The 24,472-nt window shown below is 74.9% G+C and carries 22 protein-coding genes; 9 read left to right on the top strand and 13 right to left on the bottom strand.

Annotation, left to right across the window (positions count from 1 at the left end; all coding sequences use genetic code 11):
- Positions 1-317 precede the first annotated feature (317 nt).
- The 4 genes from sucB to OSB71_RS02165 form a co-directional block, all read right to left on the bottom strand.
- Entirely contained in the window at positions 318-2,138 is a 1,821-nt protein-coding gene (sucB, locus tag OSB71_RS02180) for a 2-oxoglutarate dehydrogenase, E2 component, dihydrolipoamide succinyltransferase (RefSeq protein ID WP_265943550.1), read from the bottom strand.
- 51 nt (positions 2,139-2,189) lie between these two features.
- On the bottom strand, positions 2,190-3,578 hold the full coding sequence (gene lpdA / locus OSB71_RS02175; RefSeq protein WP_265943548.1) for a dihydrolipoyl dehydrogenase: 1,389 nt from the start codon (positions 3,576-3,578) through the stop codon (positions 2,190-2,192).
- Between the two features lie 553 nt (positions 3,579-4,131).
- Positions 4,132-5,742: a leucyl aminopeptidase gene (locus OSB71_RS02170; protein ID WP_265943546.1), complete on the bottom strand. Its 1,611-nt coding sequence runs from the start codon at positions 5,740-5,742 to the stop codon at positions 4,132-4,134.
- A gap of 127 nt (positions 5,743-5,869) precedes the next feature.
- Positions 5,870-6,733 (bottom strand): adenosylcobinamide-GDP ribazoletransferase, encoded by an 864-nt coding sequence (locus OSB71_RS02165; RefSeq protein WP_416237177.1) that lies wholly within the window; start codon positions 6,731-6,733, stop codon positions 5,870-5,872.
- 42 nt (positions 6,734-6,775) lie between these two features.
- On the opposite strand from OSB71_RS02165, the gene OSB71_RS02160 reads away from it, so the two are divergent.
- Positions 6,776-7,546, top strand: coding sequence for a hypothetical protein (locus OSB71_RS02160; protein ID WP_265943545.1), 771 nt, complete (start codon positions 6,776-6,778; stop codon positions 7,544-7,546).
- Positions 7,547-7,605: 59 nt separating this feature from the next.
- On the opposite strand, the gene OSB71_RS02155 is transcribed toward OSB71_RS02160, so the two are convergent.
- Together OSB71_RS02155 and OSB71_RS02150 are read right to left on the bottom strand one after the other, a co-directional pair.
- On the bottom strand, positions 7,606-8,715 hold the full coding sequence (locus OSB71_RS02155) for a nicotinate-nucleotide--dimethylbenzimidazole phosphoribosyltransferase (RefSeq protein WP_265943543.1): 1,110 nt from the start codon (positions 8,713-8,715) through the stop codon (positions 7,606-7,608).
- A 36-nt stretch (positions 8,716-8,751) separates the two neighbouring features.
- Positions 8,752-9,966 carry a bifunctional adenosylcobinamide kinase/adenosylcobinamide-phosphate guanylyltransferase gene (locus OSB71_RS02150; RefSeq protein WP_265943541.1) on the bottom strand — a complete coding sequence of 405 codons (1,215 nt, stop codon included), beginning with the start codon at positions 9,964-9,966 and terminating at the stop codon, positions 8,752-8,754.
- 71 nt (positions 9,967-10,037) lie between these two features.
- Here OSB71_RS02150 and OSB71_RS02145 point away from each other — a divergent pair, with 71 nt between their 5' ends.
- Positions 10,038-10,268: a hypothetical protein gene (locus OSB71_RS02145; RefSeq protein ID WP_265943835.1), complete on the top strand. Its 231-nt coding sequence runs from the start codon at positions 10,038-10,040 to the stop codon at positions 10,266-10,268.
- A 99-nt stretch (positions 10,269-10,367) separates the two neighbouring features.
- Here the strand turns inward: OSB71_RS02145 and OSB71_RS02140 are convergent, their stop codons facing one another.
- The 3 genes from OSB71_RS02140 to OSB71_RS02130 all read right to left on the bottom strand — a co-directional run bounded on the left by OSB71_RS02140 (position 10,368) and on the right by OSB71_RS02130 (position 12,670).
- On the bottom strand, positions 10,368-11,444 hold the full coding sequence (locus OSB71_RS02140; RefSeq protein WP_265943539.1) for a S1C family serine protease: 1,077 nt from the start codon (positions 11,442-11,444) through the stop codon (positions 10,368-10,370).
- A gap of 96 nt (positions 11,445-11,540) precedes the next feature.
- Positions 11,541-11,822 (bottom strand): PspA-associated protein PspAA, encoded by a 282-nt coding sequence (gene pspAA, locus OSB71_RS02135; protein WP_265943537.1) that lies wholly within the window; start codon positions 11,820-11,822, stop codon positions 11,541-11,543.
- Between the two features lie 38 nt (positions 11,823-11,860).
- On the bottom strand, positions 11,861-12,670 hold the full coding sequence (locus OSB71_RS02130; RefSeq protein WP_265943833.1) for a PspA/IM30 family protein: 810 nt from the start codon (positions 12,668-12,670) through the stop codon (positions 11,861-11,863).
- A 278-nt stretch (positions 12,671-12,948) separates the two neighbouring features.
- Here OSB71_RS02130 and OSB71_RS02125 point away from each other — a divergent pair, with 278 nt between their 5' ends.
- Both OSB71_RS02125 and OSB71_RS02120 read left to right on the top strand, forming a co-directional pair.
- Positions 12,949-13,551, top strand: coding sequence for a DUF3043 domain-containing protein (locus OSB71_RS02125; protein ID WP_265943535.1), 603 nt, complete (start codon positions 12,949-12,951; stop codon positions 13,549-13,551).
- A 92-nt stretch (positions 13,552-13,643) separates the two neighbouring features.
- The gene (locus OSB71_RS02120) at positions 13,644-14,366 is read left to right on the top strand and encodes a class I SAM-dependent methyltransferase (RefSeq protein WP_265943533.1); all 723 of its coding nucleotides are present in this window, start codon (positions 13,644-13,646) and stop codon (positions 14,364-14,366) included.
- Between the two features lie 21 nt (positions 14,367-14,387).
- Here OSB71_RS02120 and nadA read toward each other — a convergent pair whose 3' ends face one another.
- On the bottom strand, positions 14,388-15,566 hold the full coding sequence (nadA, locus tag OSB71_RS02115; RefSeq protein ID WP_265943531.1) for a quinolinate synthase NadA: 1,179 nt from the start codon (positions 15,564-15,566) through the stop codon (positions 14,388-14,390).
- Positions 15,567-15,914: 348 nt separating this feature from the next.
- Here nadA and OSB71_RS02110 point away from each other — a divergent pair, with 348 nt between their 5' ends.
- Positions 15,915-16,271 carry a HesB/IscA family protein gene (locus tag OSB71_RS02110; protein WP_265943529.1) on the top strand — a complete coding sequence of 119 codons (357 nt, stop codon included), beginning with the start codon at positions 15,915-15,917 and terminating at the stop codon, positions 16,269-16,271.
- Between the two features lie 85 nt (positions 16,272-16,356).
- On the opposite strand, the gene OSB71_RS02105 is transcribed toward OSB71_RS02110, so the two are convergent.
- Positions 16,357-17,820, bottom strand: coding sequence for a hypothetical protein (locus OSB71_RS02105; RefSeq protein WP_265943527.1), 1,464 nt, complete (start codon positions 17,818-17,820; stop codon positions 16,357-16,359).
- Positions 17,821-17,990: 170 nt separating this feature from the next.
- A complete protein-coding gene (locus OSB71_RS02100) occupies positions 17,991-18,224 on the bottom strand; it encodes a hypothetical protein (protein WP_265943525.1) in 234 nt (77 codons plus the stop codon).
- A 142-nt stretch (positions 18,225-18,366) separates the two neighbouring features.
- Here OSB71_RS02100 and OSB71_RS02095 point away from each other — a divergent pair, with 142 nt between their 5' ends.
- The gene (locus OSB71_RS02095) at positions 18,367-19,341 is read left to right on the top strand and encodes a carbohydrate kinase family protein (RefSeq protein WP_265943523.1); all 975 of its coding nucleotides are present in this window, start codon (positions 18,367-18,369) and stop codon (positions 19,339-19,341) included.
- A 148-nt stretch (positions 19,342-19,489) separates the two neighbouring features.
- Here the strand turns inward: OSB71_RS02095 and OSB71_RS02090 are convergent, their stop codons facing one another.
- Positions 19,490-20,923 (bottom strand): cysteine desulfurase/sulfurtransferase TusA family protein, encoded by a 1,434-nt coding sequence (locus OSB71_RS02090; protein ID WP_265943521.1) that lies wholly within the window; start codon positions 20,921-20,923, stop codon positions 19,490-19,492.
- Between the two features lie 372 nt (positions 20,924-21,295).
- On the opposite strand from OSB71_RS02090, the gene ctaC reads away from it, so the two are divergent.
- Genes ctaC through OSB71_RS02075 form a run of 3 tightly spaced genes read left to right on the top strand, consistent with a single transcriptional unit; the run spans position 21,296 to position 24,413 of the window.
- Positions 21,296-22,258: an aa3-type cytochrome oxidase subunit II gene (ctaC, locus tag OSB71_RS02085; protein ID WP_265943519.1), complete on the top strand. Its 963-nt coding sequence runs from the start codon at positions 21,296-21,298 to the stop codon at positions 22,256-22,258.
- Positions 22,255-24,018, top strand: coding sequence for an aa3-type cytochrome oxidase subunit I (gene ctaD / locus OSB71_RS02080; protein ID WP_265943517.1), 1,764 nt, complete (start codon positions 22,255-22,257; stop codon positions 24,016-24,018). Before ctaC ends, ctaD begins: the two co-directional genes overlap by 4 nt.
- Positions 24,015-24,413, top strand: coding sequence for a cytochrome c oxidase subunit 4 (locus OSB71_RS02075; RefSeq protein WP_265943515.1), 399 nt, complete (start codon positions 24,015-24,017; stop codon positions 24,411-24,413). The genes ctaD and OSB71_RS02075 overlap by 4 nt, the downstream gene beginning before the upstream one ends.
- Positions 24,414-24,472: the final 59 nt, after the last annotated feature.

Genomic DNA, 24,472 nt, shown 5'->3' with positions numbered 1-24,472 from the left:
TCCGTGGATGCTGCCGTCGCGAGGCGTCACCACTCTAGGCCGGGCCGCAGCCGGCACGGCGGTGGGGACGCCGCGCGGTGGCCGTACGAAGGCCACCGCGGCATCCTGCCGCGTCCGGGGCCGGTGCGCCATGAGTACGGGTACTCAGATCGGCCCCGCACCCGCACCGGGCCGATGCCGCCGCGTCCCGCGCCGCCCAGCCCCGCCCCCGTCCGGCGCCGCGCCGACCGCCGCCTTACGCCGCACGGTCCCGGACGCGGCGGTGCCCCGCTCCGGCGTGGGCCGGGGCGGGGCACCGCCGGGGTGACCGGGGGCGGTCAGAGACCGAGTTCGCCCTCGAACTCGCCCGCCTCCAGACGGGCCTTGACGTCCGCGAGGTAGCGGGCGGCGTCGGCACCGTCGACGAGCTGGTGGTCGTAGGAGAGGGTGAGGTAGGCCATGTCGCGGATCGCGATGGTCTCGCCCAGCTCCGGGTGGTCGACGACGACCGGGCGGCGCACGGTGGCACCGATGCCCAACTCGGCGACCTGCGGGTAGTTCACGATGATCGTGTCGAACAGCGCACCGCGCGAACCGGTGTTGCTGATCGTGAACGTGCCGCCGGACATGTCGTCGGGGCTGAGCCCGCCGCCGCGCACCTTGCCCGCCAGCTCGGCGGTGCGCTTGGCGATGCCCGCCAGGCTCAGGTCGCCGGCGCCCTTGATGACCGGGACCATCAGGCCCTTCTCCGAGTCCACCGCGATGCCGACGTTCTCGACGTCGTGGTAGGTCACGGTGCCGTCGTCGTTGATCTTGGCGTTGACGGCCGGGTGGACCTTCAGCGCCTCGGCGGCGGCCTTGACGAAGAACGGCATCGGGGAGAGCTTCACGCCCTCCCGCGCGAGGAAGGACTCCTTCGCCCGCGCCCGCAGCCGCATGATCCGCGTGACGTCGACCTCGACCACGGTGGAGAGCTGCGCCTGGTTGTGCAGCGCCTTCATCATGTTCTCGGCGATGACCTTGCGGATGCGGGACATCTTCACCGTCTGCCCGCGCAGCTCGGACGGCTGGGCCGCCTGCGCCTTCGGGGCGGACGGCGCCGACGCGGCCGGTGCCGGTGCCTTGGCGGCCTCGGCCGCCGCCAGCACGTCCTGCTTGCGGATGCGGCCGCCGACGCCGGTGCCCTTGACCGTGGACAGGTCCACGTCGTTCTCGCCCGCGAGCTTGCGGACCAGCGGGGTGACGTAGGCGCCCTCACCGCCCGCCGGGGCGGGCGCGGCCGGAGCCGGCTGCCGCGGCTGGGCGGGGGCCGGAGCGGGCTGCGCCGGGGCGGCGGCCGGCTGCTGCGCGGCCGGCGCCGGGGACGGCGTCGGGGCGGGCTGCGGCTCGGGGGCCTCGCGCGCGGGCTCGGGCTGGGGCTCCGGCTGCGGCTGCGGCTCCGGCTGGGCCTCGGCCTGCGGCTGCGCGGCCGGCTCCGGCTGCTGCGGCTCGGGCTGTGCGGCCGGCGCCGCGCCCTGCTCGCCGATCACGGCCAGCTTCGCGCCGACCTCGGCCGACTCGTCCTCGCCGACCAGGATCTCCAGCAGCGTCCCCGCCGCCGGGGCCGGGATCTCGGTGTCGACCTTGTCGGTGGAGACCTCCAGCAGCGGCTCGTCGGCCTCGACCTCGTCGCCGACCTGCTTCAGCCAGCGGGTGACGGTGCCCTCGGTGACCGACTCGCCCAGCGCGGGCAGCACGACGTCGGTACCGGAGGCCGAACCGCCGGCGGAGGCCGGGGCGGCCTGCGGCTCGGGCTCCGGCTCGGGCTGCGCGGCCTGCTGCGGCTCCGGCTGGGCCTGCTGCTGCGGCTCGGGCTGGGCCTGCTCCGGCTCGGCCCGCTGCGGCTGCTCCTGGGCCGCCGGGGCGGGCTCGCCGCCACCGGAGCCGTCGTCGATGACGGCCAGCTCGGCGCCGACCTCCACCGTCTCGTCCTCGGCGACCTTGATGGAGGCCAGGACACCGGCCGCCGGGGCGGGGATCTCGGTGTCGACCTTGTCAGTGGAGACTTCGAGCAGGGGCTCGTCGGCCTCGACAGTGTCACCCTCGGCCTTGAGCCAGCGGGTGACGGTGCCCTCGGTGACGCTCTCGCCAAGCGCCGGCAGGGTTACGGAAACCGCCATGGTTTCGGTTGCTCCTTACGAAACGTACGGATGGGGTCGCGCCCGACGCGATCAGTCGTGGGAGTGCAGCGGCTTGCCGGCCAGCGCCAGGTGCGCCTCGCCGAGAGCCTCGTTCTGCGTGGGGTGGGCGTGGACGAGCTGCGCGACCTCGGCGGGCAGGGCCTCCCAGTTGTAGATGAGCTGGGCCTCCCCGACCTGCTCACCCATCCGGTCGCCGACCATGTGCACGCCGACCACGGCACCGTCGCGCACCTGGACCAGCTTGATCTCGCCCTGCGTCTTGAGGATCTTGCTCCGGCCGTTGCCACCCAGGTTGTACTTGAGCGTCACGACGGCGTCCGCGCCGTACCGCTCCTTGGCCTTCTCTTCGGTGAGGCCGACGGAGGCGACCTCCGGGTGGCTGTAGGTGACGCGCGGCACGCCGTCGTAGTCGATCGGCACGACCTTCTGCCCGGCCAGCCGCTCCGCGACGAGGATGCCCTCGGCGAAGCCGACGTGCGCGAGCTGCAGCGTGGGGATGAGGTCGCCGACGGCGGAGATCGTCGGCACGTTGGTCTGGCAGTACTCGTCGGTGAGGACGTAGCCGCGGTCCATCTCGACGCCGGCCTCCTCGTAGCCCAGGCCCTGCGAGACCGGGCCGCGGCCGATGGCGACGAGCAGCAGCTCGGCCTCGAACTCCTTGCCGTTGGCGAGGCTGACCTTGACACCGCCGTCGGTGTACTCGGCCTTCTCGAAGAAGGAACCGAGGGAGAACTTGATGCCGCGCTTGCGGAACGCCCGCTCCAGCAGCTTGGAGCTGTTCTCGTCCTCCAGCGGCACCAGGTGGGGCAGGCCCTCGACGATGGTGACCTCGGTGCCGAAGGACTTCCACGCGGAGGCGAACTCGCAGCCGATGACGCCGCCGCCCAGGATGATCGCGGACTTCGGCACCCGGTCGAGGGTGAGCGCGTGGTCCGAGGAGATGATCCGGTCGCCGTCGATGGTCAGCCCCGGCAGGGACTTCGGCACCGAGCCGGTGGCCAGCAGGATGTGCCGGCCCTCGTAGCGCCGGCCGTTCACGTCCACCGACGTGGCCGAGGACAGGCGGCCCTCGCCCTCCACGTAAGTGATCTTGCGCGAGGCGATCAGCCCCTGCAGGCCCTTGTACAGACCCGAGACCACGCCGTCCTTGTACTTGTGCACGCCCGCCATGTCGATGCCCTCGAGCGTGGTCTTGACACCGAACTCGGCGCCTTCGCGCGCCTGGTCGGCCAGCTCGCCGGCGTGCAGCAGGGCCTTCGTGGGGATGCAACCGTAGTGCAGGCAGGTTCCGCCGACCTTGTCCTTCTCGATCAGGGCAACGTCCAGACCAAGCTGCGAGGCGCGCAGGGCAGCGGCGTAACCGCCGCTACCGCCGCCGAGGATCACTAGGTCGAAAACGGTGCTGGCGTCGTTCGCCACGTCACGTCCTCCATGCATGGGTGCGCCGGAGCCGGTCGGCTGTGACCGGGCGGCTGTGCGTTCGGCCGCTGTGTTGCTTCGGCCCTGTGGGTTGAGCGGGCCCCTGTCCTGCCGAGACACCATCTTCGCATTTGTCGACGCCGAACGGGACGCGGGGCCGGGGTGTGAGACGATTCGCGGCCCCTGGCCAGCGGCGACGCCCTGTTCCCCGCCGGGGGAGAGGCGCGCTGATCGCTGCCAGCGAACACGGCGGGCCGCCGCCGCGTCCCCGCCGGGCCCGCCGGTTCCGCACACCGGCCGGGGCCGTCGGCCGGGCCCGCGTCCTGCACCACGCCGCACGCGGTGACGCGGCGGCGCGCCGTCTCGCCGCCACGCGGAGTGCCGCCGGAGCCGGGGCCGGGGCTGGGGGCCGAAATGCGGCGCGGGCGCGCGTCCGGCCGGGTCGCCCGTGGGACGGCCGCGTCCGCGCGCCCGCGCCGCCGACCCCGGACCCGCCGGGCACGCGCGCGCGTGGGGCCCGGGCGGGTGCCCGGGCCCCACGCGCGCGTCACCGTCAGCCGAGCTCGCCGGCCGCCGTGCGCTCCGCGAGGCGGAGCAGGGTGCGCACGGCCGAGCCGGTGCCGCCCTTGGGGGTGTAGCCGGACGGCGCGGCCTCGTTGAACGCCGGGCCCGCGATGTCCAGGTGCGCCCAGGGCGTGCCCTCGCTGACGAACTCCTGGAGGAACAGGCCGGCCACCAGGCCGCCGCCCATGCGATCGCCCATGTTGGCGATGTCGGCGATGGTGGAGTCCAGCCCCTTGCGCAGCCCGGCCGGCAGCGGCATCGGCCAGGACTGCTCGCCGGCGTCCTCGGCCGTCTCGTGCACCTGGGTGCGGAACGCGTCGTCGTTGGACATGATGCCGAAGGTGCTGGTGCCCAGCGCCATCACCATCGCACCGGTCAGCGTGGCCACGTCGACGATGGCGTCCGGCGACTCCTCGCCGGCGCGGGTCAGCGCGTCGCCCAGGACGAGGCGGCCCTCCGCGTCGGTGTTGAGCACCTCGACGGTCTTGCCGCTGTACATGGTCAGCACGTCGCCGGGGCGCACCGCGCCGCCGGAGGGCATGTTCTCGGCGAGCGCCAGCCAGCCGGTGACGTTGACGGCCAGCCCCAGCCGCGCGGCGGCCACGACGGCGGAGAACACGGCGGCGGCGCCGCTCATGTCGCACTTCATGGTCTCGTTGTGGCCGGCCGGCTTCAGCGAGATGCCGCCGGAGTCGTAGGTGATGCCCTTGCCGACGAGCGCGAGCGTCTTGGTGGCCTTGGGGTGGCTGTAGCCGAGCCGCACCAGGCGCGGCTGGCGCTGCGAGCCCTGGCCGACGCCCATGATGCCGCCGTAGCCGCCCTTGGTGAGCGCCTTCTCGTCCAGCACCTCGACCTTCAGGCCGTGTTCCTTGGCCGCGGCCTGGGCCCGCGCGGCGAAGGACTCCGGGTACAGGTCGTTGGGCGGCATGTTGATCAGGTCGCGGGCGCGGGCCACCTCCTCGGCCAGCACCGTGGCCCGCTCGATGGCGGCCTTGTGCGCCTTGTCCCGGGACTTGGCGCCCAGCACGGTCGCCTCGGCCAGCGGCGCGCTCGCGTCGTCCGGGGCCCCGGCCTTGCCGGACGCGTCGCCCTTCGCGCTCTTCGCGCCCTTCGCGTTCTTGGTCGCGGCCTTCCTGGCGGCGCCCGCGTCCGTGCCGCGGTAGGCGGTGTAGGCGTAGGCGCCGAGCAGCACGCCCTCGGCGACGGCCGCCACCGACGCCACGCCGTCGGCGACCGGCAGGGCGAACGCCGCCTTGCGGGTGCCGGCCAGCGCCCGGGCGGCGGCACCGGCCGCGCGGCGCAGCGTCTCGGGAGCGTAGGGCTCGCCGTCCTCGGGCGCCGAGCCGAGGCCCACGGCCAGCACGACGGGCGCCTTCAGGCCCTCGGGCGCGGGGAGTTTGGTGATCTCGCCCTCGCCGCCGCCCGCACCGAGCGTCTCCAGGACGGTGGCGAGCCGCCCGCCGAAGGCCTGGTCCACCGTCTCGGCGCCCGGTGCGACCACCGGGGTGCCGGAGTCGTCGGTGCCCTTGGCGACGCCGACGACGATGGCGTCCACGCGCGTCGTTGCGGCGGACGAGGTACTGAGGGTCAGAGCAGTCACGGTCCTGGCGATCCTGTTCTTCGGAGTTTCGTGGGACATCCCTGAGCGTCGGGTGGGCTCCGAGCCTACGCCTCACCGCGCGCCGCCGGGCGGGCGGTGGCGCACCCGGTCGGTCCGGCCGGGCGCCTCAGCCCACCGCGAGCACCAACAGGGCGCCCGTGGCGGCCACTTCGGACACGGCTCCGAAGACGTCACCGGTGACCCCGCCCAGCCGCCGCACGCACCGGCGCAGCAGGAGGCTCGCCGCGCCCAGCCCCATCAGCACCGCCGCCGCACCGCTCAGCGCACCCGGGCCGCCGCCCGGCAGCGCGCCCTGGGCGGCGGCCAGCGCCACCACGGTCCCGCCCACCGCCCACGCCCCCGAGGGCGGCACGGTCCCGGCCACCACCGCGCCCAGCCCCTCCGGGCGCGCGCCGGGCACCCCGCGCCGCGCGGCGCACGTCAGCGCGGTCCGGGCGGTGACGGCGGCCACCGTGGCGCCCGCGAGCCCGGCCGCCCACCCCCGGGCGAACAGCGCGTCCAGCACGGCGACCTGGCCCAGCAGCACCAGCACCAGCGTCACCACGCCGAAGGGGCCGATGTCCGAACGCTTCATCACGGCCAGCGCCCCCGCGGCGTCCCTGCCGCTGCCCAGCCCGTCGGCGACGTCGGCCAGCCCGTCCAGGTGCAGCCCGCGCGTCAGCACCGCCGGGACGGCCACCGCGGCGACCGCGGCCACCGCCGTACCCGCGCCCAGCACGAGCAGCAGCGCGCCGACGGAACCGGCCGCCAGGCCCACCACCGCGCCGGCCACCGGGGCGCACAGCAGGCCCGCCCGCGCGGTCTCGCGGTCCCAGCGGCGCACGCGCACCGGCAGCACCGTCAGCGTCCCGAAGGCGAACCGCAGCCCGTGCGCGAGACGGGCGGGCAGCCCGCGCGTCCGCCGCGCCCGCGCGCCCTGCGGGCCGGCGGCGGGAACTCCGTCCGTGGGACGTGCCGGTGTGTCACCCATGGCCGCCCAGGCTAGCGGCGCCCGCGGCGCCACCCTGAACCGATGGGCGCATGGTGGTACCGCGAGGTGGTCGTGACGGGCAGGCTGCCGCTGGCCCTGGCCCTGCTCGCCTTCGTCGCCACGTTCCTGGTCATCCGCACCGTGACGCGGATGATCCGGGCCGGCCGGGGCCCGTTCCGCAACGTGACCGGCCCCGGCGGGACGCACATCCACCACGTCGTGCCGGGCATCGTGCTCATGGTGGTCGGCGGCTTCTGCGCGCTGGGGTTCAGCCGACACCACGCCGCCGCCGAGGTGATGGCGGTCGTCTTCGGCGTCGGCGCCGGGCTGGTGCTCGACGAGTTCGCGCTCGTCCTGTACCTGGACGACGTCTACTGGAGCGAGGACGGCCGCAAGAGCGTGGAGGCCGTCGTGCTCACCGCCGCGCTGGGCTCCCTGCTGACGCTGGGCTTCGCGCCGTTCGGGACGGAGGAGCTGACGCCGGAGGAGCGGGAGAACCGCTTCTCGCTGGTCTCGGCGGTCGCGGGCAACGTGCTGCTGGCGCTGGTGACGCTGGCCAAGGGCAAGTTCCGCCTGGCCGTGGTCGGCGTCCTGGTGCCGTTCGTGGCGCTGTTCGGCGCGGTGCGGCTCGCCCGCCCCGGGTCCTGGTGGGACCGGCGGGTCTACCGCGGCAGGCCGCGCACCCGCGCCCGGGCACGGCGCCGCGCCCACCGGTACGCCGCCGGCTGGGGTCGGCTCGGCCGCAGGCTGGACGAGTTGCTGGCCGGCACGCCCGACGACCGGCCCGGGCCGCCGCGGCGCCCGTCCCGCTGACCGGCGTCGGCCGGGGCCCGGCCGGGGCGGGGCGCGGGTGACGCCGGTCAGGCGGGCGGTCAGGTGGCGTCCACGACCTCCGCGCCCGTGGGCGCCGCCTCCGGGGCGGGCCCGGCCTCCGGCAGCTCCGCGGCGAGCGCGGCGGCCGCCTGCACCAGCGGCAGCGCCAGCAGCGCCCCGGCGCCCCCGCCCACGGTCACCCCGTGGTCGACCAGCGGCTCCAGGCCCATCCGGTCCAGCGCCTTGGCCTGGCCCGGCTCGCCGCTGCGCTGCCCGGCCAGCCACCAGTCCGGCGCCCGGAACGCCACCCGCTGGGCCACCAGCGCGGCGGCGGCCGAGACCACGCCGTCCAGGACGACCGGCGTCCGCCGCACCGCCGACTGGAGCAGGAAGCCCGTCATGGCCGTCAGGTCCGCGCCGCCCGCCGTGGCCAGGAGCTGGAGCTGGTCGCCGAGCACGGGCCTGGCCCGGCGCAGCCCGTCGCGGACGGCGGCACACTTGCGCATCCACGTCAGGTCGTCGATGGCGGTGCCGCCGCGCCCGGTGACCACCGAGGCGTCGGTGCCGCACAGCGCGGCGATGAGGATGCCCGCCGCCGTGGTCCCGCCGACGCTCAGGTCGCCCAGGACGACGACGTCGGTGCCCGCGTCGGCCTCCTCGTCGGCGACGGCCACCCCCGCCCGGAACGCCTGCTCGGCCTCCGCGGCGGTCAGCGCGTCCTCGACGTCGACGCGGCCGCTGGAGCGCCGCACCCGGTGCCGGGTGACCTCGGCAGGCAGCTCCTCGGCCGCGCAGTCCACGGCCATGTCCACCACGCGCAGCGGCACCCCGGCGCGGCGGGCGAGCACCGCCGCCGCGCTCGCGCCCTCCAGCGCCGCCCGCACCAGCGCGGCCGTGCCCCCGGCCGGACGGCCGGACACGCCCAGCTCCGCGACCCCGTGGTCCCCGGCGAAGACCACCAGGCGGGGCCGCTCCACCGGGGCCACCGGCACCCGGTTCTGCGCGGCGGCCAACCACTCGCCCAGCTCGTCCAGCCGCCCGAGCGCTCCGCGCGCCAGCCCGGTGCGCGCCCGGCGCTCCTCGGCGTCCCGGCGCACGCCTCCGTCCGGCCGCTGCACGCGGTCCCCGAAGTCGTCCAACAGCAGGCGGTCTTCGCTCTCGGCGCTCATGGGGCGAGGCTACCCGCAGGCGCCGGGGCGGCGGCCTCAGCCCTCCTGCGGCCCGCGCAGCGTCAGCGCGTGCCCGGCGACGACCAGGAGCACCTGCTCGCACTCGGCGGCGAAGGACGCGTTCAGGCGCCCCAGCGCGTCCCGGAAGCGGCGCCCGGACGGCGTCGCCGGGACGACGCCGGAGCCCACCTCGTTGCTGACGGCCACCACCGTGCGGCTGGTCGCCCGCACCGCCGCCACCAGCTCCGCCACCCGCGCGGTCAGCTCCCGCTCCGCGCCCCGGGCCCACGCCTCCTCCGACCAGGCGTCGATGGCGTCCATGGTGTGCGTCAGCCACAGCGCCAGGCAGTCGACGAGCAGCGGCGGGCCGGAGCGGTCGGCCAGCAGCGGCAGCAGGTCGCAGGTCTCGGCGGTGCGCCAGGTGCCCGGGCGCCGCTCGCGGTGGGCGCTCACCCGGGCGGCCCACTCCAGGTCGCCCTCCCGGGTGCCGCCGGTGGCCACGTAGAGCACGTCGGGGAAGGCCGCCAGCCGGCGTTCGGCCTCGACGGACTTGCCCGAGCGGGCGCCGCCCAGCACCAGCGTCCGGCGCGGCACGTCGGGCAGTTCGTGGAAGTCCCCGGCCCGCACCGTCGTGCCGTCGGGCACCGCGCGGGCGCCCAGGGCGGCCAGCCGGCGCCGCAGCTCGGCCCCCGGCGGCTGGGTGTGGTCGATGTGGACGGCCAGGACGTCGGTCGTCGCCCCGACGGCCCGGGTGGCGCGCAGCCTGGCCAGCGCCTCCGGGCGCCCGCACACGTCGAGCAGCACGACGTCGTAGGGCGTCTCGGAGTCGCGGGCGCCGGCCGGGGAGGCCGCGGGCGGCAGGTACAGCAGCCGCCGCCCGTCCGGGCCGGTCACCGCGTAGCCGGTCCCGGGGGTGTCCAGGGCCACCGCCTCCACCCGGTGCCCGCTGATCAGCACCAGCTCCTGCCCGTGCGGCACCCGCACCGGGGCCGGCAGCCCCGCCGGCACCGGGAGCGCCGGGCCGTCGTGGGGGTGGGACAGCAGCACCTGCCGCACACCGTGCAGCGACTGGCCCGCCCGTGCGGCGGCCAGCGCCGGGCCGGGGGTGAGGTCGAGCAGCAACGTGCCGTCGACGAGCAGCGACGTGGCGGCCCGCGCCCGCGCCGAGGTGGAACTCGCGCACACCGCGCACGGGCAGTCGGGGCGGGGGAGTCCGGCCGGTGCGCCGGTGCCGAGCAGAGTCACGTCCACGCACCGATCGTCTCGCGTCCCGCTCCGGACGGCGCGGGCGACCCGCGAGTACCCTTCGGGCAGTGGTGCCGATGATCTCCCAGGAGGCGGACGTGGCGTGGACGTGGCGGTTCGAGCAGGCGGACGGGACGCGGGTGGAGCCGGCCGTCCCGGTGGAGGACTTCTCCACGCAGGGTGACGCGGAGTCCTGGATCGGCGAGCACTGGCGCGAGCTGCTGGAGGGCGGCGCCGAGCAGGTCCGGCTGCTGGAGGACGGCACGGAGGTCTACGGGCCGATGTCCCTGCGCGCGTCCGAGGACTGAACCGCACGCCGGGCCCCGCCCCGCGCGCCCGACCCGGCTCGGTGTGGTGCGGGGCGGGGCGGGCCCGGTGCGGCGTGCGCGGGCGGGTCGGCCCGGGGCTCAGGCCTCGCCGAGCGTGACCCGCACGGACGTCTCCGCGCCGCCGCGGCGGTAGGTGAGGCCCACCTCGTCGCCCGGCTTGTGCCCGGCGACGACCTCCGCGAGCGAGGCGACGTCGGTGATCTCCTCGTCGTCCACACGCACCAGGAGGTCGCCGGGCCGCAGCCCGGCCTCGTCCGCCGGGCCGCCCGCGGCGACGTCCACGACGGCCACGCCCCCGGGCTGGAAGTCCGGCCCCAGCACCGCCCGCACGGTGGCGCCGAGCGTGGCCCGGCCGGCGTCCACCACCCGGCCGTGCTCGATCATCTGCCCAGCCAGGTCGCGGACCGTCTCGGCCGGGATGGCGAAGCCGATGCCCGGTGCCGGGGCGGCGCCGGACCGCGGATCGCGGGCGGCCAGGGTGGGGATGCCGATGACCTGCCCGCCGAGGTCCACCAGCGCGCCGCCGCTGTTGCCGGGGTTGATGGCCGCCGAGGTCTGCACCATGTTGCCGATCGTCGCCTCGCCCTGGCCCTCGCTGACCGAACGGCCCACGGCCGAGACGATGCCCTGGGTGACGCTGGAGGACAGCCCGAGCGGGTTGCCCATGGCCAGCACGATCTGGCCCACCTCGACCCGGCCGGAGTCCCCGAAGGCGGCGGGCCGCAGCCCGTCCGGCGGATCGGCCAGCCGGATGACGGCCAGGTCCGACTCCTCGTAGGCGGCCACCAGGTCCGCCCGCAGCGGCCGGCCGCCCGTCGCGAGCGTCACCTCGAAGCGCTCGGCGTCCCCGACGACGTGGGCGTTGGTGACGATGTGCCCCCGGTCGTCGTACACGACGCCCGAGCCCAGGTCGCGCTCCGTCTCGATCTGCACGACGGACGGCAGCACCTGGCGCACGACGTCCTGGTACCGCTCCTGGAGCCGGTCGGGATCGCCGCCGGGGCCGCCGTCCGGGCTGGACGGCGCCGGGGCGGACGGCGACCCGGACGGCGAGGGCGGCTGCCGCTCCCGCTCGCCCGCCACGCCCGCGCACCCGCCGAGCACCAGCGCACCGGCGGCGACGATCCCCACGGCCCTGAGCCCACGCACTGTCATGCCGGAAGTGTCCCCTCCGGGGGGCCGGCGCGCAGGGCGAGCCGGCGGCGGCCACCGGGGCCGGTCGGGTGACCCCGGCCGGGTGGCCGCCCGGCGTCACAGCGCCGGGAACAGCCCGTCGTCCGAGAGCATGCCGCGGACCTCGTCGATCGTCGCCCCGCGCTCCGGCAGGATCAGCTCCGACGGCTCCAGCGTGTCGTCCGGCATCGGCGTGCCCAGGCGGTGGACGGCGTCGAGCAGGGCCTCCAGCGTGCGGCGGAACCCGGCCTCGTCACCGCCGTCCAACTCCGCCTGCAGCGCGTCGTCCAGCTTGTCGAGCTCGGTGAAGTGGCTGTCGTCCAGCTTCACCTGGCCTTCCCCCATGATCCGTACGATCACGTCGCGCTCCTCCTCAGCGGGGCGCACGGCCCCGGCCGTCACTGCTTGTCGAACCTCGGCGCGTTCTGGCCGTCCTGCCGGCCCTGCGGAGCCTGCTGGCCCGGCTGGGCGGTGCCGCCCGCGCCGCCCTCGATGGCCTGCTGGTCGCCGCCGGAGCCGCCCGCCAGCTCGGCCTTCATGCGCTGGAGCTCCAGCTCGACGTCGGAGCCGCCGGAGATGCGGTCCAGCTCGGCGGTCAGGTCGTCCTTGGCCGTGCCGGTCGGGTCGTCCAGCGCGCCGGAGGCGAGGAGCTCGTCGATCGCGCCCGCGCGGGCCTGGAGCTGCGCGGTGCGGTCCTCGGCCCGCTGCACGGCCATGCCGACGTCGCCCATCTCCTCGGAGATGCCGGAGAACGCCTCGCCGATGCGGGTCTGGGCCTGGGCCGCGGTGTAGGTGGCCTTGATGGTCTCCTTCTTGGTGCGGAAGGCGTCCACCTTGGCCTGGAGCCGCTGCGCGGCCAGGGTGAGCTTCTCCTCCTCGCCCTGGAGGGTCTGGTGCTGCGTCTGCAGGTCGGTGACCTGCTGCTGGAGGGCGGCCTTGCGGGTCAGCGCCTCGCGGGCCAGGTCCTCCCGGCCGAGCGCCAGCGCCTTCCGGCTCTGCTCCTCCAGCTTCCCGCCCTGCTGGTTGAGCTGGTTGAGCTGGAGTTCCAGGCGCTTGCGCGAGGTGGCCACGTCCGCGACGCCGCGCCGCACCTTCTGCAGCAGCTCAAGCTGCTTCTGGTACGAGTAGTCGAGCGTCTCGCGCGGGTCCTCGGCCCGGTCCAGGGCCTTGTTGGCCTTAGCGCGGAATAGCATCCCCATCCGCTTCATGACACCGCTCATGGGCCTCGCGCGCCCCCTTCGTAACGGACTGTTCGAGCCTGAAGCATCCCTACGGAACCCACAGTACGGGCCCCGCCTCCATTAGCGCACCGCCGCGGCCCTGAAGTGCTCATTCTCCAGGACGATCGTGCGCCCGGACGCCTCCCGCGGAGGGAGTAGGCGCCGCTGCCGGGTGCCCGCTCCCGGCAACCCGGCGACGGTCACCGTTGCCGGATCGTTCCCGGTGCGGGTGCGGGTCACACCTGGGCACGCCGTAGGCTTGAGGCGTGTTCCGAAGCCGTTCCAAGGATGAGCAGGCCGCGCCCGCCGAGCCGGTCGCGGACCCGACGCAGCAGCCGCGCGACCCGCAGGCGCCCAAGGGCCGCCCCACGCCCAAGCGCCGGGAGGCGCAGAGCCAGCGGCGCCAGATCACCAAGGCGCCCGCCAACCGCAAGGAGGCGGCCAAGCGCGCCCGGGAGGCCCGCCGCACCGAGCTGGCCAAGCAGCGCCAGGCGCTGGCCAGCGGGGACGAGCGGTACCTGCCGCTGCGCGACCGCGGCCCCGTGCGCCGCTTCGCCCGCGACTTCGTGGACGCCAAGTGGCACGTCGCGGAGTTCTTCCTCCCGATCGCCGTCGGCATCCTCATCCTGAGCATCGTGCCCAGCGTGCAGGCGCAGAACATCTCGCTGCTGCTGTGGCTCGGCGTCATCGTCATGATCGTCGTGGACTCGATCGGCACCGCGCGCCGGCTGAAGAAGGCGCTGCGCGAGCGCTTCCCCGGCGAGAACCTGCGCGGCGTCACGATGTACGCGCTCATGCGCACCCTGCAGATGCGCCGCATGCGCCTGCCCAAGCCGCAGGTCGCCCGGGGGCAGGCCCCCCGCCGCTGATGACCGCGACCCCGCAGGCGCCCGCGAGCGGTCGCGGCTCCGGTTTAGTCGCGCCCGGAAGCGGTACGGACGCCGTCCGGTCACGGGACGCGGTGCACCACACGCTCGTCGCCCGGCAACTCGACGACCAGCTCACGACCCGGTTCCCCGTGGGACGGCGGCTGCGCGTGCTGGACGCCGGCTCCGGGCCCGGCACGCGGGCGCTGCGGCTCGCCCGCTGTGGCCACGAGGTCACGGGCCTGGAGGTGGACGCGGGCGCGCTGGACGCGGCACGCGGCGCGCTCGCCGCGGAACCGGCCGGGATACGCGCCCGGGTCCGGCTCGTCGCCGGGGACGCCCGGAAGACCGGCGCCCTCTTCCGCCCCGGCACGTTCGACGCCGTGCTGTGTCACGGCGTGCTGGGCCGGGTCGAGGAGCCGGGTCCGGTACTGGCCGGGCTGGTGCGCGTGCTGGCGCCCGGTGGCCTGCTGTCGCTGCTGGTGCGCAACGCGGACGCGCTCGCCCTGGGCCCGGGGCGCGCGGGGGAGTGGGACGCCGCGCTGGCCGCGTTCGACGCCCCGCACTACGTCGACCGCCACGGCGCTCCGGCCCGCGCGGACCGGCTCGCCGCCCTCACCGCGACCCTCGCCTCCCTGGGTGCGCCGCTGCGCGCGTGGTACGGGGTGGGGGTGTTCCACGACCCGGCCGACGACGCACCGAGGGCGTCCGGGGGGACGGAGCGGGAGGCGCTGCTGGCCGCCGAGGAGCGGGCCGCGCGCACCGACCCCTACCGGGCGGTCGCCGCGCTGCTGCACCTGTGCGGCGTGCGCGGCTGACCGCCTCGGTGGATCCGCGGGTCAGGGAAGCGCCAGCATCCGCTCCAGCGCCAGCTTGGCGAACTTCTCCGTCTCCGGGTCGACCTGGATGCGGTTGACGACGGTGCCGTTCGCCAGGGACTCCAGCGCCCAGACCAGGTGCGGCAGGTCGATGCGGTTCATCGTCGAGCAGAAGCACACCGTGCGGTCCAGGAAGGCGATCTCCTTGCCGTCGGCGGCGTACCGGTTCGCCAGCCGCCGCACCAGGTTCAGTTCGGTGCCGATGGCCCACTTCGAACCGGCCGGGGCGGCGTCCAGGGTCTTGATGATGTACTCCGTCGACCCCACGTAGTCGGCCGCCGCGACCACCTCGTGCTTGCACTCGGGGTGGACGAGCACGTTGACGCCGGGCATGCGGCGGCGCACGTCGTCCACCGAGTCGAGCGAGAAGCGGCCGTGCACCGAGCAGTGGCCGCGCCACAGGATCATCTTCGCCGCGCGCAGCTCCTCGGTGCTCAGGCCGCCGTTCGGCCGGTGCGGGTTGTAGACCACGCAGTCGTCCAGGGACAGCCCCATGTCGCGCACGGCGGTGTTGCGGCCCAGGTGCTGGTCGGGCAGGAAGAGGACCTTCTCACCCTGGTCGAACGCCCAGTCCAGCGCCCGGCGCGCGTTGGAGGAGGTGCAGATGGTGCCGCCGTGGCGTCCGGTGAACGCCTTGATGTCGGCGGAGGAGTTCATGTAAGAGACGGGCACGGTGACGTCGGCTATGCCCGCGTCGGCCAGCACGTCCCAGCACTCGGCGACCTGTTCGGCCGTGGCCATGTCCGCCATCGAGCAGCCGGCCGCCAGGTCGGGCAGGACCACCTGCTGGGCGTCGGAGGTGAGGATGTCGGCGGACTCCGCCATGAAGTGCACGCCGCAGAAGACGATGTACTCCGCCTGCGGCCGGGCCGCGGCGTCCCGGGCGAGCTTGAAGGAGTCCCCGGTCACGTCGGCGAACTGGATGACCTCGTCGCGCTGGTAGTGGTGGCCGAGCACGAAGACGCGCTCGCCGAGCTTCTCCTTGGCGGCCCGGGCGCGCTCCACCAGGTCCGGGTCCGAGGGCGCCGGCAGGTCGCCGGGGCACTCCACGCCGCGCTCGGACCTCGGGTCGGCCTCCCGGCCGAGCAGCAGCAGGGCCAGCGGCGTGGGCTGGACGTCCAAGGGCTGGGCGGGGTTCACGAAAGTCACTCCTCTTGGCGAATCCGGGCGCCTGGGAAGTCGCGGCACGCACGCACCCTCCGGTCGAGGGCCGCCCGTCTGGTCCGGGGCCGCGCGTCGAACGTACGACCCTTTCTCGTCTATCTGACGTTATCCATGATAGCCGCTTCGCGTCACTTTGACGATGCCGGTCCCGCGATGTGACGCACACCCCTCGCGGCATGCCCCGCGCCGCTCGGGAACCGTGACCGGGTGGCGCGGGATGTGCGAGCATGAGAAGCGGAAAGACGTGCCAGGACCGGAATGAATCCGGGAGCCCGCCTGTTCCCCAGGTGGCCAAGCAGTCCGAACAACCCGGGAGAGAAGCAGATGTCCGTATCGGACGAGACCGCTACGACGACTGACGGCATCATCCTGTCCGACGCCGCGTCGGCGAAGGTCAAGAGCCTGCTGGAGCAGGAGGGCCGGGAGGACCTGGCGCTGCGCGTCGCCGTTCAGCCGGGCGGCTGCTCCGGCCTGCGCTACCAGCTCTTCTTCGACGAGCGTTCGCTCGACGGCGACGTCGTGAAGGACTTCGGCGGCGTGAAGGTCGTCACCGACCGCATGAGCGCCCCGTACCTCAACGGCGCCTCCATCGACTTCGTCGACACGATCGAGAAGCAGGGCTTCACGATCGACAACCCCAACGCCACGGGCTCGTGCGCCTGCGGCGACTCCTTCAGCTGAGCCGAACGGCCCACGCGCCGACGCCGGAGGGCGGCACCCCGCACGGGGTGCCGCCCTCCGGTCCGTCGCGCCGCGCCGCGCCCGGCTACCGCTCGGGGATCGGCTCCCCGGCGGCGTCCACCACCACGCGGTCGCCCAGCGGGCGGTCCAGCGAGACCCGGAGGGTGTGCTCCTTGGCCATGAGCACGCACACCTGCCCCGGCTCGCGCGTGTGTTCGGTGACCGTGACCCGCACCTGGTCACCGGCCGCCTCGGCCGTCGCGCGGTAGTCCCCGCACACCCCGCCGGTGAAGCGCAGGACCAGCTCCCGGCCGGCGACGCCGTAGGAGGCGACCGGCATCCCCGCGTGCGGCGGGCCCACCGGGTCGTCCGGGTCGGCGGGCGGGACGGCGCCGGGTCCGCTCCCGTTTCCCTGCGGCGGCTTCGCGGTGGGCTCGGCCGGAACCGGCCGGTCGGGCACCGGGTGGCCCGGCTCGGGCTGGCCGGGGGGCTGGCCGGGCCCGGGCTGGTCGGGCGCCGGGTGGACCGGTGCGGGAGGCGCGGGCAGGGTGTCCTGCCCCGCGCCGGAGTCGGCGCCCGGGCCCGGCGTCAGGAACCGGGGCGCCACGGCCGGGAAGCTGACGGTGGCGCCGTCCTCCGCGCCGCCCGCGCCCTCCGTCCGGAACAGCCAGGACGGCACGAGCAGCGGCTGTCCGTCGGAGGTCAGGGCGGTGAGGGCGAACTCGGCGCCGGTCACCGTGCGCGACCCCTCCCGCGCGCCCGCGGGCACCTCGCAGGGTGCCTGGACGCACCGGATCGCCGCCCCCGCGCCGCTCTCGTTCAGCTCGCGCAGCGTCTCCCGCGCGCTCAGCACCGGATAGACGGCCCCCCGCTCCAGCCGCCCCAGGTGCCCGTCGGCCTGGACGACGACGCCGTCCGCGCCGACGGTGACGGTGGTCTGCCAGCCCCGCGTCGGCAGCTCGCCGGCCTCGGGCGCGGCCACCACGGTGCGCAGCGCCCCCGCCGTCCGCTCCGCGTCGACGTCCGCCCCGGCCAGACCCGCCGCCGCCAGCACCGGCGCGGCGATCTCCCGCGCCTCCTGGGGCGACACCGGCGGCGCGATCGGCTGGGCGGGGCCCGTGCCGGTGCCCTTCCCGTCGTCCGGGCGGACGTAGCGGGTGAAGGTCCAGGTGCCGCCGTCGGTGCCGTTCACCACCAGGGCGGGCCCCGCACCGTCGGCGCCGTCCGCCGCCCGCCAGCCCTCCCCGGTCTTCTCCGGCCCGGCGGCGATGCCCAGTGCCCGGGCGAGCGCGGTGACCGCCTCGGCGTCCACCTGCCCCGCCGGGCGGTGCACCGACGCCTCTCCCGGCCCCTGCGGCAGCTCGCCCTCGGCGCGGTACTCCGCCCGCGAGCCCTCCGCCGTCCCGCCGTCGCCGCCGTAGCCGTCCAGGGCCAGCGGGGCGGGGTCGTCCGAGCGTGCCGCCGCGGGCCCGGCCTCGCCCTGGTCGCCGCCGGCGGCGGCCCAGAACGCGCCGCCGCCCGCCAGCAGCACCGCGGCCGCGGCCGCCACGGCCACCAACCGCCCCCGGCCTCCGCGCGCTTCCTCACCGTCGGGGCGTGGCCCCCTGCGCTCCGTGCTCACCGCATCGCTCCCTCGGCTCCGCGTGTTGCTTGCGCGGATCTGACGGACGCCGGCGGCTCCCGGTTCCGCGGCCGGGGCGCCGCCCGCCGCGGTCGCGCTCAGTCGCCGTAGTCGGACATGCCCTCCAGCAGCCGGGTGGAGCGGTCGGGGACCCGGACGCCGTGCAGCGGCCGCGGCGGCGCCGCGGGGGCCGCGGGCGCCGGGGAGCGCCGCCAGCGCCCGTCCATCCGCGCGCCGTCGCCACGCAGTTCGTCCAGGGTCTCCGCCTCCGGCCGGGCGCCCGGGTCGGAGGCGGGGAAGGGGGTGGATGAGGTGGGGGAGTGCTTGTCCATGCCTCGACGTTACGCGGCGCAGTGCCGCCGGGTAAGCCCTACTTTCGGGTAGTAACCGCCGGTAGGTTCCGCTGCCCAGGAGGCGCGGGCAGCGGTAGCGTGTGGTGTCCGTCCGCCCGTCGCCTGACAGGAGCAGTCCGTCGTGCGCATCGCCGTCTCCGGCTCCATCGCCACCGACCACCTCATGACGTTCCCCGGCCGCTTCGCCGACCAGCTCGTCGCCGACCAGCTCCACACCGTCTCCCTGTCCTTCCTCGTGGACACCCTCGACGTCCGGCGCGGCGGCGTCGCGGCCAACATCTGCTTCGGCATGGGCCAGCTCGGCGCCCGTCCGGTGCTGGTCGGCGCGGCCGGCGCCGACTTCACCGAGTACCGGAGCTGGCTGGACCGGCACGGCGTCGACACCGGCTCGGTGCGCATCTCCGACGTGCTGCACACCGCCCGGTTCGTGTGCACCACCGACGCCGACCACAACCAGATCGGCTCCTTCTACACCGGGGCCATGAGCGAGGCCCGGCTCATCGAACTCCAGTCGGTCGTCGACCGCGTGGGCGAGCTGGACCTGGTGCACATCGGCGCCGACGACCCCGAGGCGATGATGCGCCACACCGAGGAGTGCCGCACCCGGAACCTCCCCTTCGCCGCCGACTACTCGCAGCAGCTCGCGCGCATGAGCGGTGCGGAGATCCGCATGCTCACCGAGGGCGCGGCCTACCTGTTCGCCAACGAGTACGAGACGGCGCTGATCGAGTCGAAGACCGGCTGGTCCGCCGAGGAGGTGCTCACCAAGGTCGGCACCCGCGTCGTCACGCTCGGCGCGCGGGGCGTGCGCATCGAGCGGGCCGGGCACCCCGCCATCGAGGTCGGCACCCCGGAGGAGGAGACCAAGGCCGACCCGACGGGCGTGGGCGACGCCTTCCGCGCCGGCTTCCTGTCCGGGCTCGCGTGGGGCGTGAGCCTGGAGCGGGCGGCCCAGGTGGGCTGCATGCTGGCGACGCTGGTCATCGAGACCGTCGGCACCCAGGAGTACGCGCTGCGCCGGGCCCACTTCATGGAGCGCTTCACCAAGGAGTACGGCTCGGACGCCGCCGAGGAGGTCCAGGCCCACCTGGGGTGAGCCGCCCGGCCCCGCGCGCCCGGCCCGGCCCGCGTGCTCGGGCCCGGGTCGGGCGCCCGCGTCCGCCCGGCGCCCCGGCCCCCTGCGGCGTTCCGGCTCCCCGCGTGCGCGCCCCGGCCCGCCGCGCCCTTCGGCGCGGGCGGGCCGCTCAGCGGCGCCGGACGCGGAAGGCCGTGCCCTCGGCCCCCAGGTACTCGTGCCCGCGCATCTCGCACCAGGCCGGGATGTCCAGCCGGGCCGCCTCGTCGTCGGCCAGCACCGTCACCACGTCGCCCACCGGCACGTCGTCGATCACCTTCGCGAGTTCGATCACCGGCAGCGGGCACAGCGTGCCCAGCGCGTCCACGGTGACGCCGTCCCCGGTCCGGGCGGCGCTCGCCCCGGCCGTCAGCGAACCGCGCACCGAGGCGACGGCGTCCGGCAGCACCGCCAGGAACGCGTCCACCTCCTGCGCCGTCGTCCCCCGGGGGAGTGAAACGCGGACGTTGCCCTCCGACAGCACGCCCATCGCCCGCAGCACGTGGGAGGGCGTCAGCGTGCTGGAGGTGCACGAGGAACCGGAGGACACGGAGAACCCCGCGCCGTCCAGCGCGTGCAGCAGCGCCTCGCCGTCGGCGTACAGGCAGGAGAAGGTCACCAGGTGCGGCAGCCGCCGCAGCGGGTCGCCCACCACCTCGGCGTCCGGCACCAGCGAGGGCACCGCCTGCCGGATGCGGTCCACCAGGGGGCGCAACCGGTCCGCGTCGGCGGCCGCCTCGGCCTGCACGGCGCGCAGCGAGGCGGCGGCCGCCACGATCGCGGGAAGGTTCTCGAACCCCGGCGCGCGGCCCCCCTCCCGCTCGTCCAGGGGGCCGGGCGGGGCGAACCGCACCCCCTTGCGCACCGCGAGCAGGCCCACGCCGCTGGGGCCGCCCCACTTGTGCGCGCTGGCCGCCAGCAGGGACCACGGGCCGCCGACCTGGCCCCAGCCCAGCGACTGGGCGGCGTCCACCAGCAGCGGCACCCCGGCCTCCCGGCAGGCTTCGGCCACCTCGGCCACCGGCTGCACCGTGCCCACCTCGTGGTTGGCCGACTGCAGGCAGGCCAGCGCGGTGCCCGCGGGCCCGGGCCCGCCAGCGGCGCGCGGCGCCCCGGGCGCGTCGGCGCCTCCACCGGCCTTAGCCGCGTCCCCCGGACGCAGCAGCGCGGCGAACTCCTCCGGCGCGACGCGCCCGCCCCGGTCCACCGGGACGCGGGCGACCGCGCCGCCGGCCGCCTCGTGCGCCTCGGCGGCGTGCAGCACCGCCGAGTGCTCCACCTGCGAGACCACCAGACGCCGCCCCGCCCGGCGCCGCCCGGCCAGCGCGCCGGCCACTCCGGCGTGCAGGGCGTGGGTGCCCGACGGGGCGAAGACCAGCTCGTCCGGGCGGCAGCCCACCGCTTCGGCGGCCGTCTCCCGGGCGGCGTCCAGCAGCATCCGGGCGCGCCGGCCCTCGCGGTGCAGCCGCGCCGGGTCGGCCCACCCCTCGTCCAGCGCGGCCAGCAGGGCCTGACGGGCGACGGGGTGCAGGGGGGTGGCGGAGGCGGCGTCGAAGTAGGGCACCCCCGCACGCTAGCGCGCCGTCGGCCCGCCTCCCAGCGCCGCCGCCCCGCGCCACCCGGGGCTCGGGGCCCCGCTTCCCGGCGCCCGCGGGCCGCCCGCCGGTGCCCAGGCCCGTCCCGCCACCGCCCGGGCCGCGACTCCCGGCGCCGGCGGCGGCCCTTCCCGCGACGGGCCTGATCAGGCGGCGGACGCCGGGGTTCCACCCCATCGGAGGGACCGGCGGCGCGTTAGCCACCCTCCCCGCACGGCCTCAGACGGTGTCCAGTAGGGTTTGGTCCGCATAAACATCAGACCCTGCCCGCGCCAGGGCCGAGCGCCCCGATCACCAGGTCCGCGCCGGCCGAGCGGGCGAGACTCTCGGGAAGGCGCTACGTGAGTCCCAACGGCTCCGACCGCTCGTCGCGGCGCCCGATGCGGCGGATGCTGCCGCCGGCGCTGGGCGCGGCCCTGGTCCTGGCGACCGCCACCGGTTGCACATCGGAGGACCTCCCCCGGCTCGGCATGCCCACCCCGGTCACGGAGGAGGCGCCGCGCATCCTCGCCCTGTGGCAGGGCTCCTGGATCGCCGCGCTCGCCGTGGGCGTCCTCGTGTGGGGCCTGATCCTGTGGAGCGTGATCTACCACCGGCGGTCCCGCACCAAGGTCGAGGTCCCGGTTCAGACCCGGTACAACATGCCCATCGAGGCGCTCTACACCGTGGTCCCGCTGATCATGGTGTCGGTCTTCTTCTACTTCACGGCCCGGGACGAGTCCCGGCTGCTGGAGACCTCCGACCGCCCCGACCACGTCATCAACGTCGTGGGCTTCCAGTGGAGCTGGGGCTTCAACTACATGGAGGACGTGGACGGCGACCCGTCCACCGACAACCGGGACGCCCCCGAGCTCGACGGCATCCCGGACCGCATGCTGGAGGCCGTGCCCGAGGGCGCCGAGGGCGTCTACACGCTCGGCACCCCGGGTGACGAGAACCCCCAGACCGGCAACCCGGGCCCGACCCTGTGGCTGCCGCAGGGCGAGACCGTCCAGTTCATCCTGACCTCACGGGACGTCATCCACTCCTTCTGGGTGGTTCCGTTCCTGATGAAGCAGGACGTGATCCCCGGTCACACCAACCGCTTCGAGGTGACCCCCACCAAGGAGGGCACCTTCCTCGGCAAGTGCGCCGAGCTGTGCGGCACGGACCACGCCCGGATGCTGTTCAACGTCAAGGTCGTCTCTCCCGAGCGCTACCAGCGGCATCTGGAGGAGCTGGCCGAGCAGGGGAACACCGGCTACCTGCCCGCTGCCATCGACCAGACGGACGCGGCCGAGAATGCGGAGACGAACAACCCGTGAGCATCCTCAACGAACCCCAGGGTGCCGCAGCGGCGGAGGACTCGTACGAGAACGAGTTGCCGGTGCGGCGCAAGGAGCCCGGCAACGTCGTGGTCAAGTGGCTGACGACCACGGACCACAAGACGATCGGGTCGCTCTACCTCATCACCTCGTTCGCGTTCTTCGTGATCGGCGGTGCCATGGCGCTCGTCATGCGCGCCGAGCTGGCCCGCCCCGGCACGCAGCTCGTGTCGAACGAGCAGTTCAACCAGATGTTCACCATGCACGGCACGGTGATGCTGCTGATGTTCGCCACCCCGCTCTTCGCGGGCTTCGCGAACTGGATCATGCCGCTGCAGATCGGCGCGCCCGACGTGGCGTTCCCCCGGCTGAACATGCTGGCCTACTGGCTGTACCTGTTCGGCTCGACGATCGCCGTCGCCGGCTTCCTGACGCCCAACGGCGCCGCCAGCTTCGGCTGGTTCGCCTACACCCCGCTCTCCAGCGTGGAGCACTCCCCGGGCATCGGCGCCGACATGTGGATCATGGGCCTGGCGCTCTCCGGCTTCGGCACCATCCTCGGCGCGGTCAACTTCATCACCACGATCATCTGCATGCGCGCCCCCGGCATGACGATGTTCCGCATGCCGATCTTCACCTGGAACGTGCTGCTCACCGGTGTGCTGGTGCTGCTGGCCTTCCCGGTGCTGGCCGCCGCGCTGTTCGCCCTGGAGGTGGACCGCCAGTTCGGCGCGCACATCTTCGACCCGGCCAACGGCGGCGCGCTGCTGTGGCAGCACCTGTTCTGGTTCTTCGGCCACCCCGAGGTCTACATCATCGCGCTGCCGTTCTTCGGCATCGTCTCGGAGGTCATCCCGGTCTTCTCGCGCAAGCCGCTGTTCGGCTACGTGGGCCTCATCGGGGCGACGATCGCCATCGCCGGCCTGTCGGTGACGGTGTGGGCGCACCACATGTACGTGACCGGCGGTGTGCTGCTGCCGTTCTTCTCCTTCATGACGTTCCTCATCGCCGTGCCGACGGGCGTGAAGTTCTTCAACTGGCTCGGCACCATGTGGAAGGGCTCGCTGAGCTTCGAGACGCCGATGCTGTGGACGATCGGCTTCCTGATCACCTTCCTCTTCGGCGGCCTCACCGGCGTCATCCTGGCCTCGCCGCCGCTGGACTTCCACGTCTCGGACTCCTACTTCGTGGTGGCCCACTTCCACTACGTGGTGTTCGGCACCGTCGTCTTCGCGATGTTCGCCGGCTTCCACTTCTGGTGGCCGAAGTTCACCGGGAAGATGCTGGACGAGCGGCTCGGCAAGATCACCTTCTGGACGCTGTTCGTCGGCTTCCACGGCACGTTCCTGGTGCAGCACTGGCTGGGCGCCGAGGGCATGCCGCGCCGGTACGCCGACTACCTGGCGGCCGACGGCTTCACCGCGCTCAACACGATCTCCACGATCAGCTCGTTCCTGCTCGGCGCCTCGCTGCTGCCGTTCTTCTACAACATCTGGAAGACGGCCAAGTACGGCAAGCGCATCGAGGTCGACGACCCGTGGGGCTACGGCCGTTCGCTGGAGTGGGCGACGTCCTGCCCGCCGCCGCGGCACAACTTCCTCACGCTGCCGCGCATCCGGTCCGAGTCCCCGGCCTTCGACCTGCACCATCCGGAGATCGCCGCGTTGGACCAGTTGCGCAACCGCGCGGCTGACGAGCCCGCCCTCGCCGGTGCCGGCAGCGCGTCCGCCGGCCAGGACGAGAAGGAGGCGGGCCAGTGAAGGTCCAGGGCAAGATGTTCATCTGGCTGTCGCTGTTCATCCTGGCGATCGCCATCGTCTACGGCCTGTGGTCCCGCGAGCCGGTGGGCACCACGGCGCTGTTCCTCGCCTTCGGCCTGGCCATCATGGTCGGCTACTACCTCGCCTTCACCGCGCGCCGCGTGGACACCGGGGCGCAGGACCGCGAGGACGCCGACGTCGCCGACGACGCGGGGGAGCTGGGCTTCTTCAGCCCGCACAGCTGGCAGCCGCTCGCCCTGGGCGTGGGCAGCGCCCTGGCCTTCATGGGCATCGTCTTCGGCTGGTGGCTGATGTGGTTCTCCGCGCCGGTCATCCTCCTCGGACTCTTCGGCTGGGTGTTCGAGTACTACCACGGCGAGGGCCAGAACCAGTAGGGCGGACGAGACGGGCACGCACCGCCCGGCAAGTCAAGGGTCATCCCCGGAGCGCGCTC

This window comes from Streptomyces marinisediminis, assembly GCF_026262575.1.
In the GTDB taxonomy this organism is placed as follows: Bacteria; Actinomycetota; Actinomycetes; order Streptomycetales; family Streptomycetaceae; genus Streptomyces; species Streptomyces marinisediminis.
Note: the sequence above shows the minus strand (reverse complement) of the source record. Positions and strands in the feature narration are given on the sequence as shown.

Coding starts and splice junctions, on each gene's coding strand:
- sucB (WP_265943550.1), bottom strand. CDS start 2,138: ATGGCGGTTTCCGTAACCCTGCCGGCGCTTGGCGAGAGCGTCACCGAG.
- OSB71_RS02165 (WP_416237177.1), bottom strand. CDS start 6,733: ATGGGTGACACACCGGCACGTCCCACGGACGGAGTTCCCGCCGCCGGC.
- OSB71_RS02160 (WP_265943545.1), top strand. CDS start 6,776: ATGGGCGCATGGTGGTACCGCGAGGTGGTCGTGACGGGCAGGCTGCCG.
- OSB71_RS02155 (WP_265943543.1), bottom strand. CDS start 8,715: ATGAGCGCCGAGAGCGAAGACCGCCTGCTGTTGGACGACTTCGGGGAC.
- OSB71_RS02145 (WP_265943835.1), top strand. CDS start 10,038: ATGATCTCCCAGGAGGCGGACGTGGCGTGGACGTGGCGGTTCGAGCAG.
- OSB71_RS02140 (WP_265943539.1), bottom strand. CDS start 11,444: ATGACAGTGCGTGGGCTCAGGGCCGTGGGGATCGTCGCCGCCGGTGCG.
- OSB71_RS02130 (WP_265943833.1), bottom strand. CDS start 12,670: ATGAAGCGGATGGGGATGCTATTCCGCGCTAAGGCCAACAAGGCCCTG.
- OSB71_RS02110 (WP_265943529.1), top strand. CDS start 15,915: ATGTCCGTATCGGACGAGACCGCTACGACGACTGACGGCATCATCCTG.
- OSB71_RS02100 (WP_265943525.1), bottom strand. CDS start 18,224: ATGGACAAGCACTCCCCCACCTCATCCACCCCCTTCCCCGCCTCCGAC.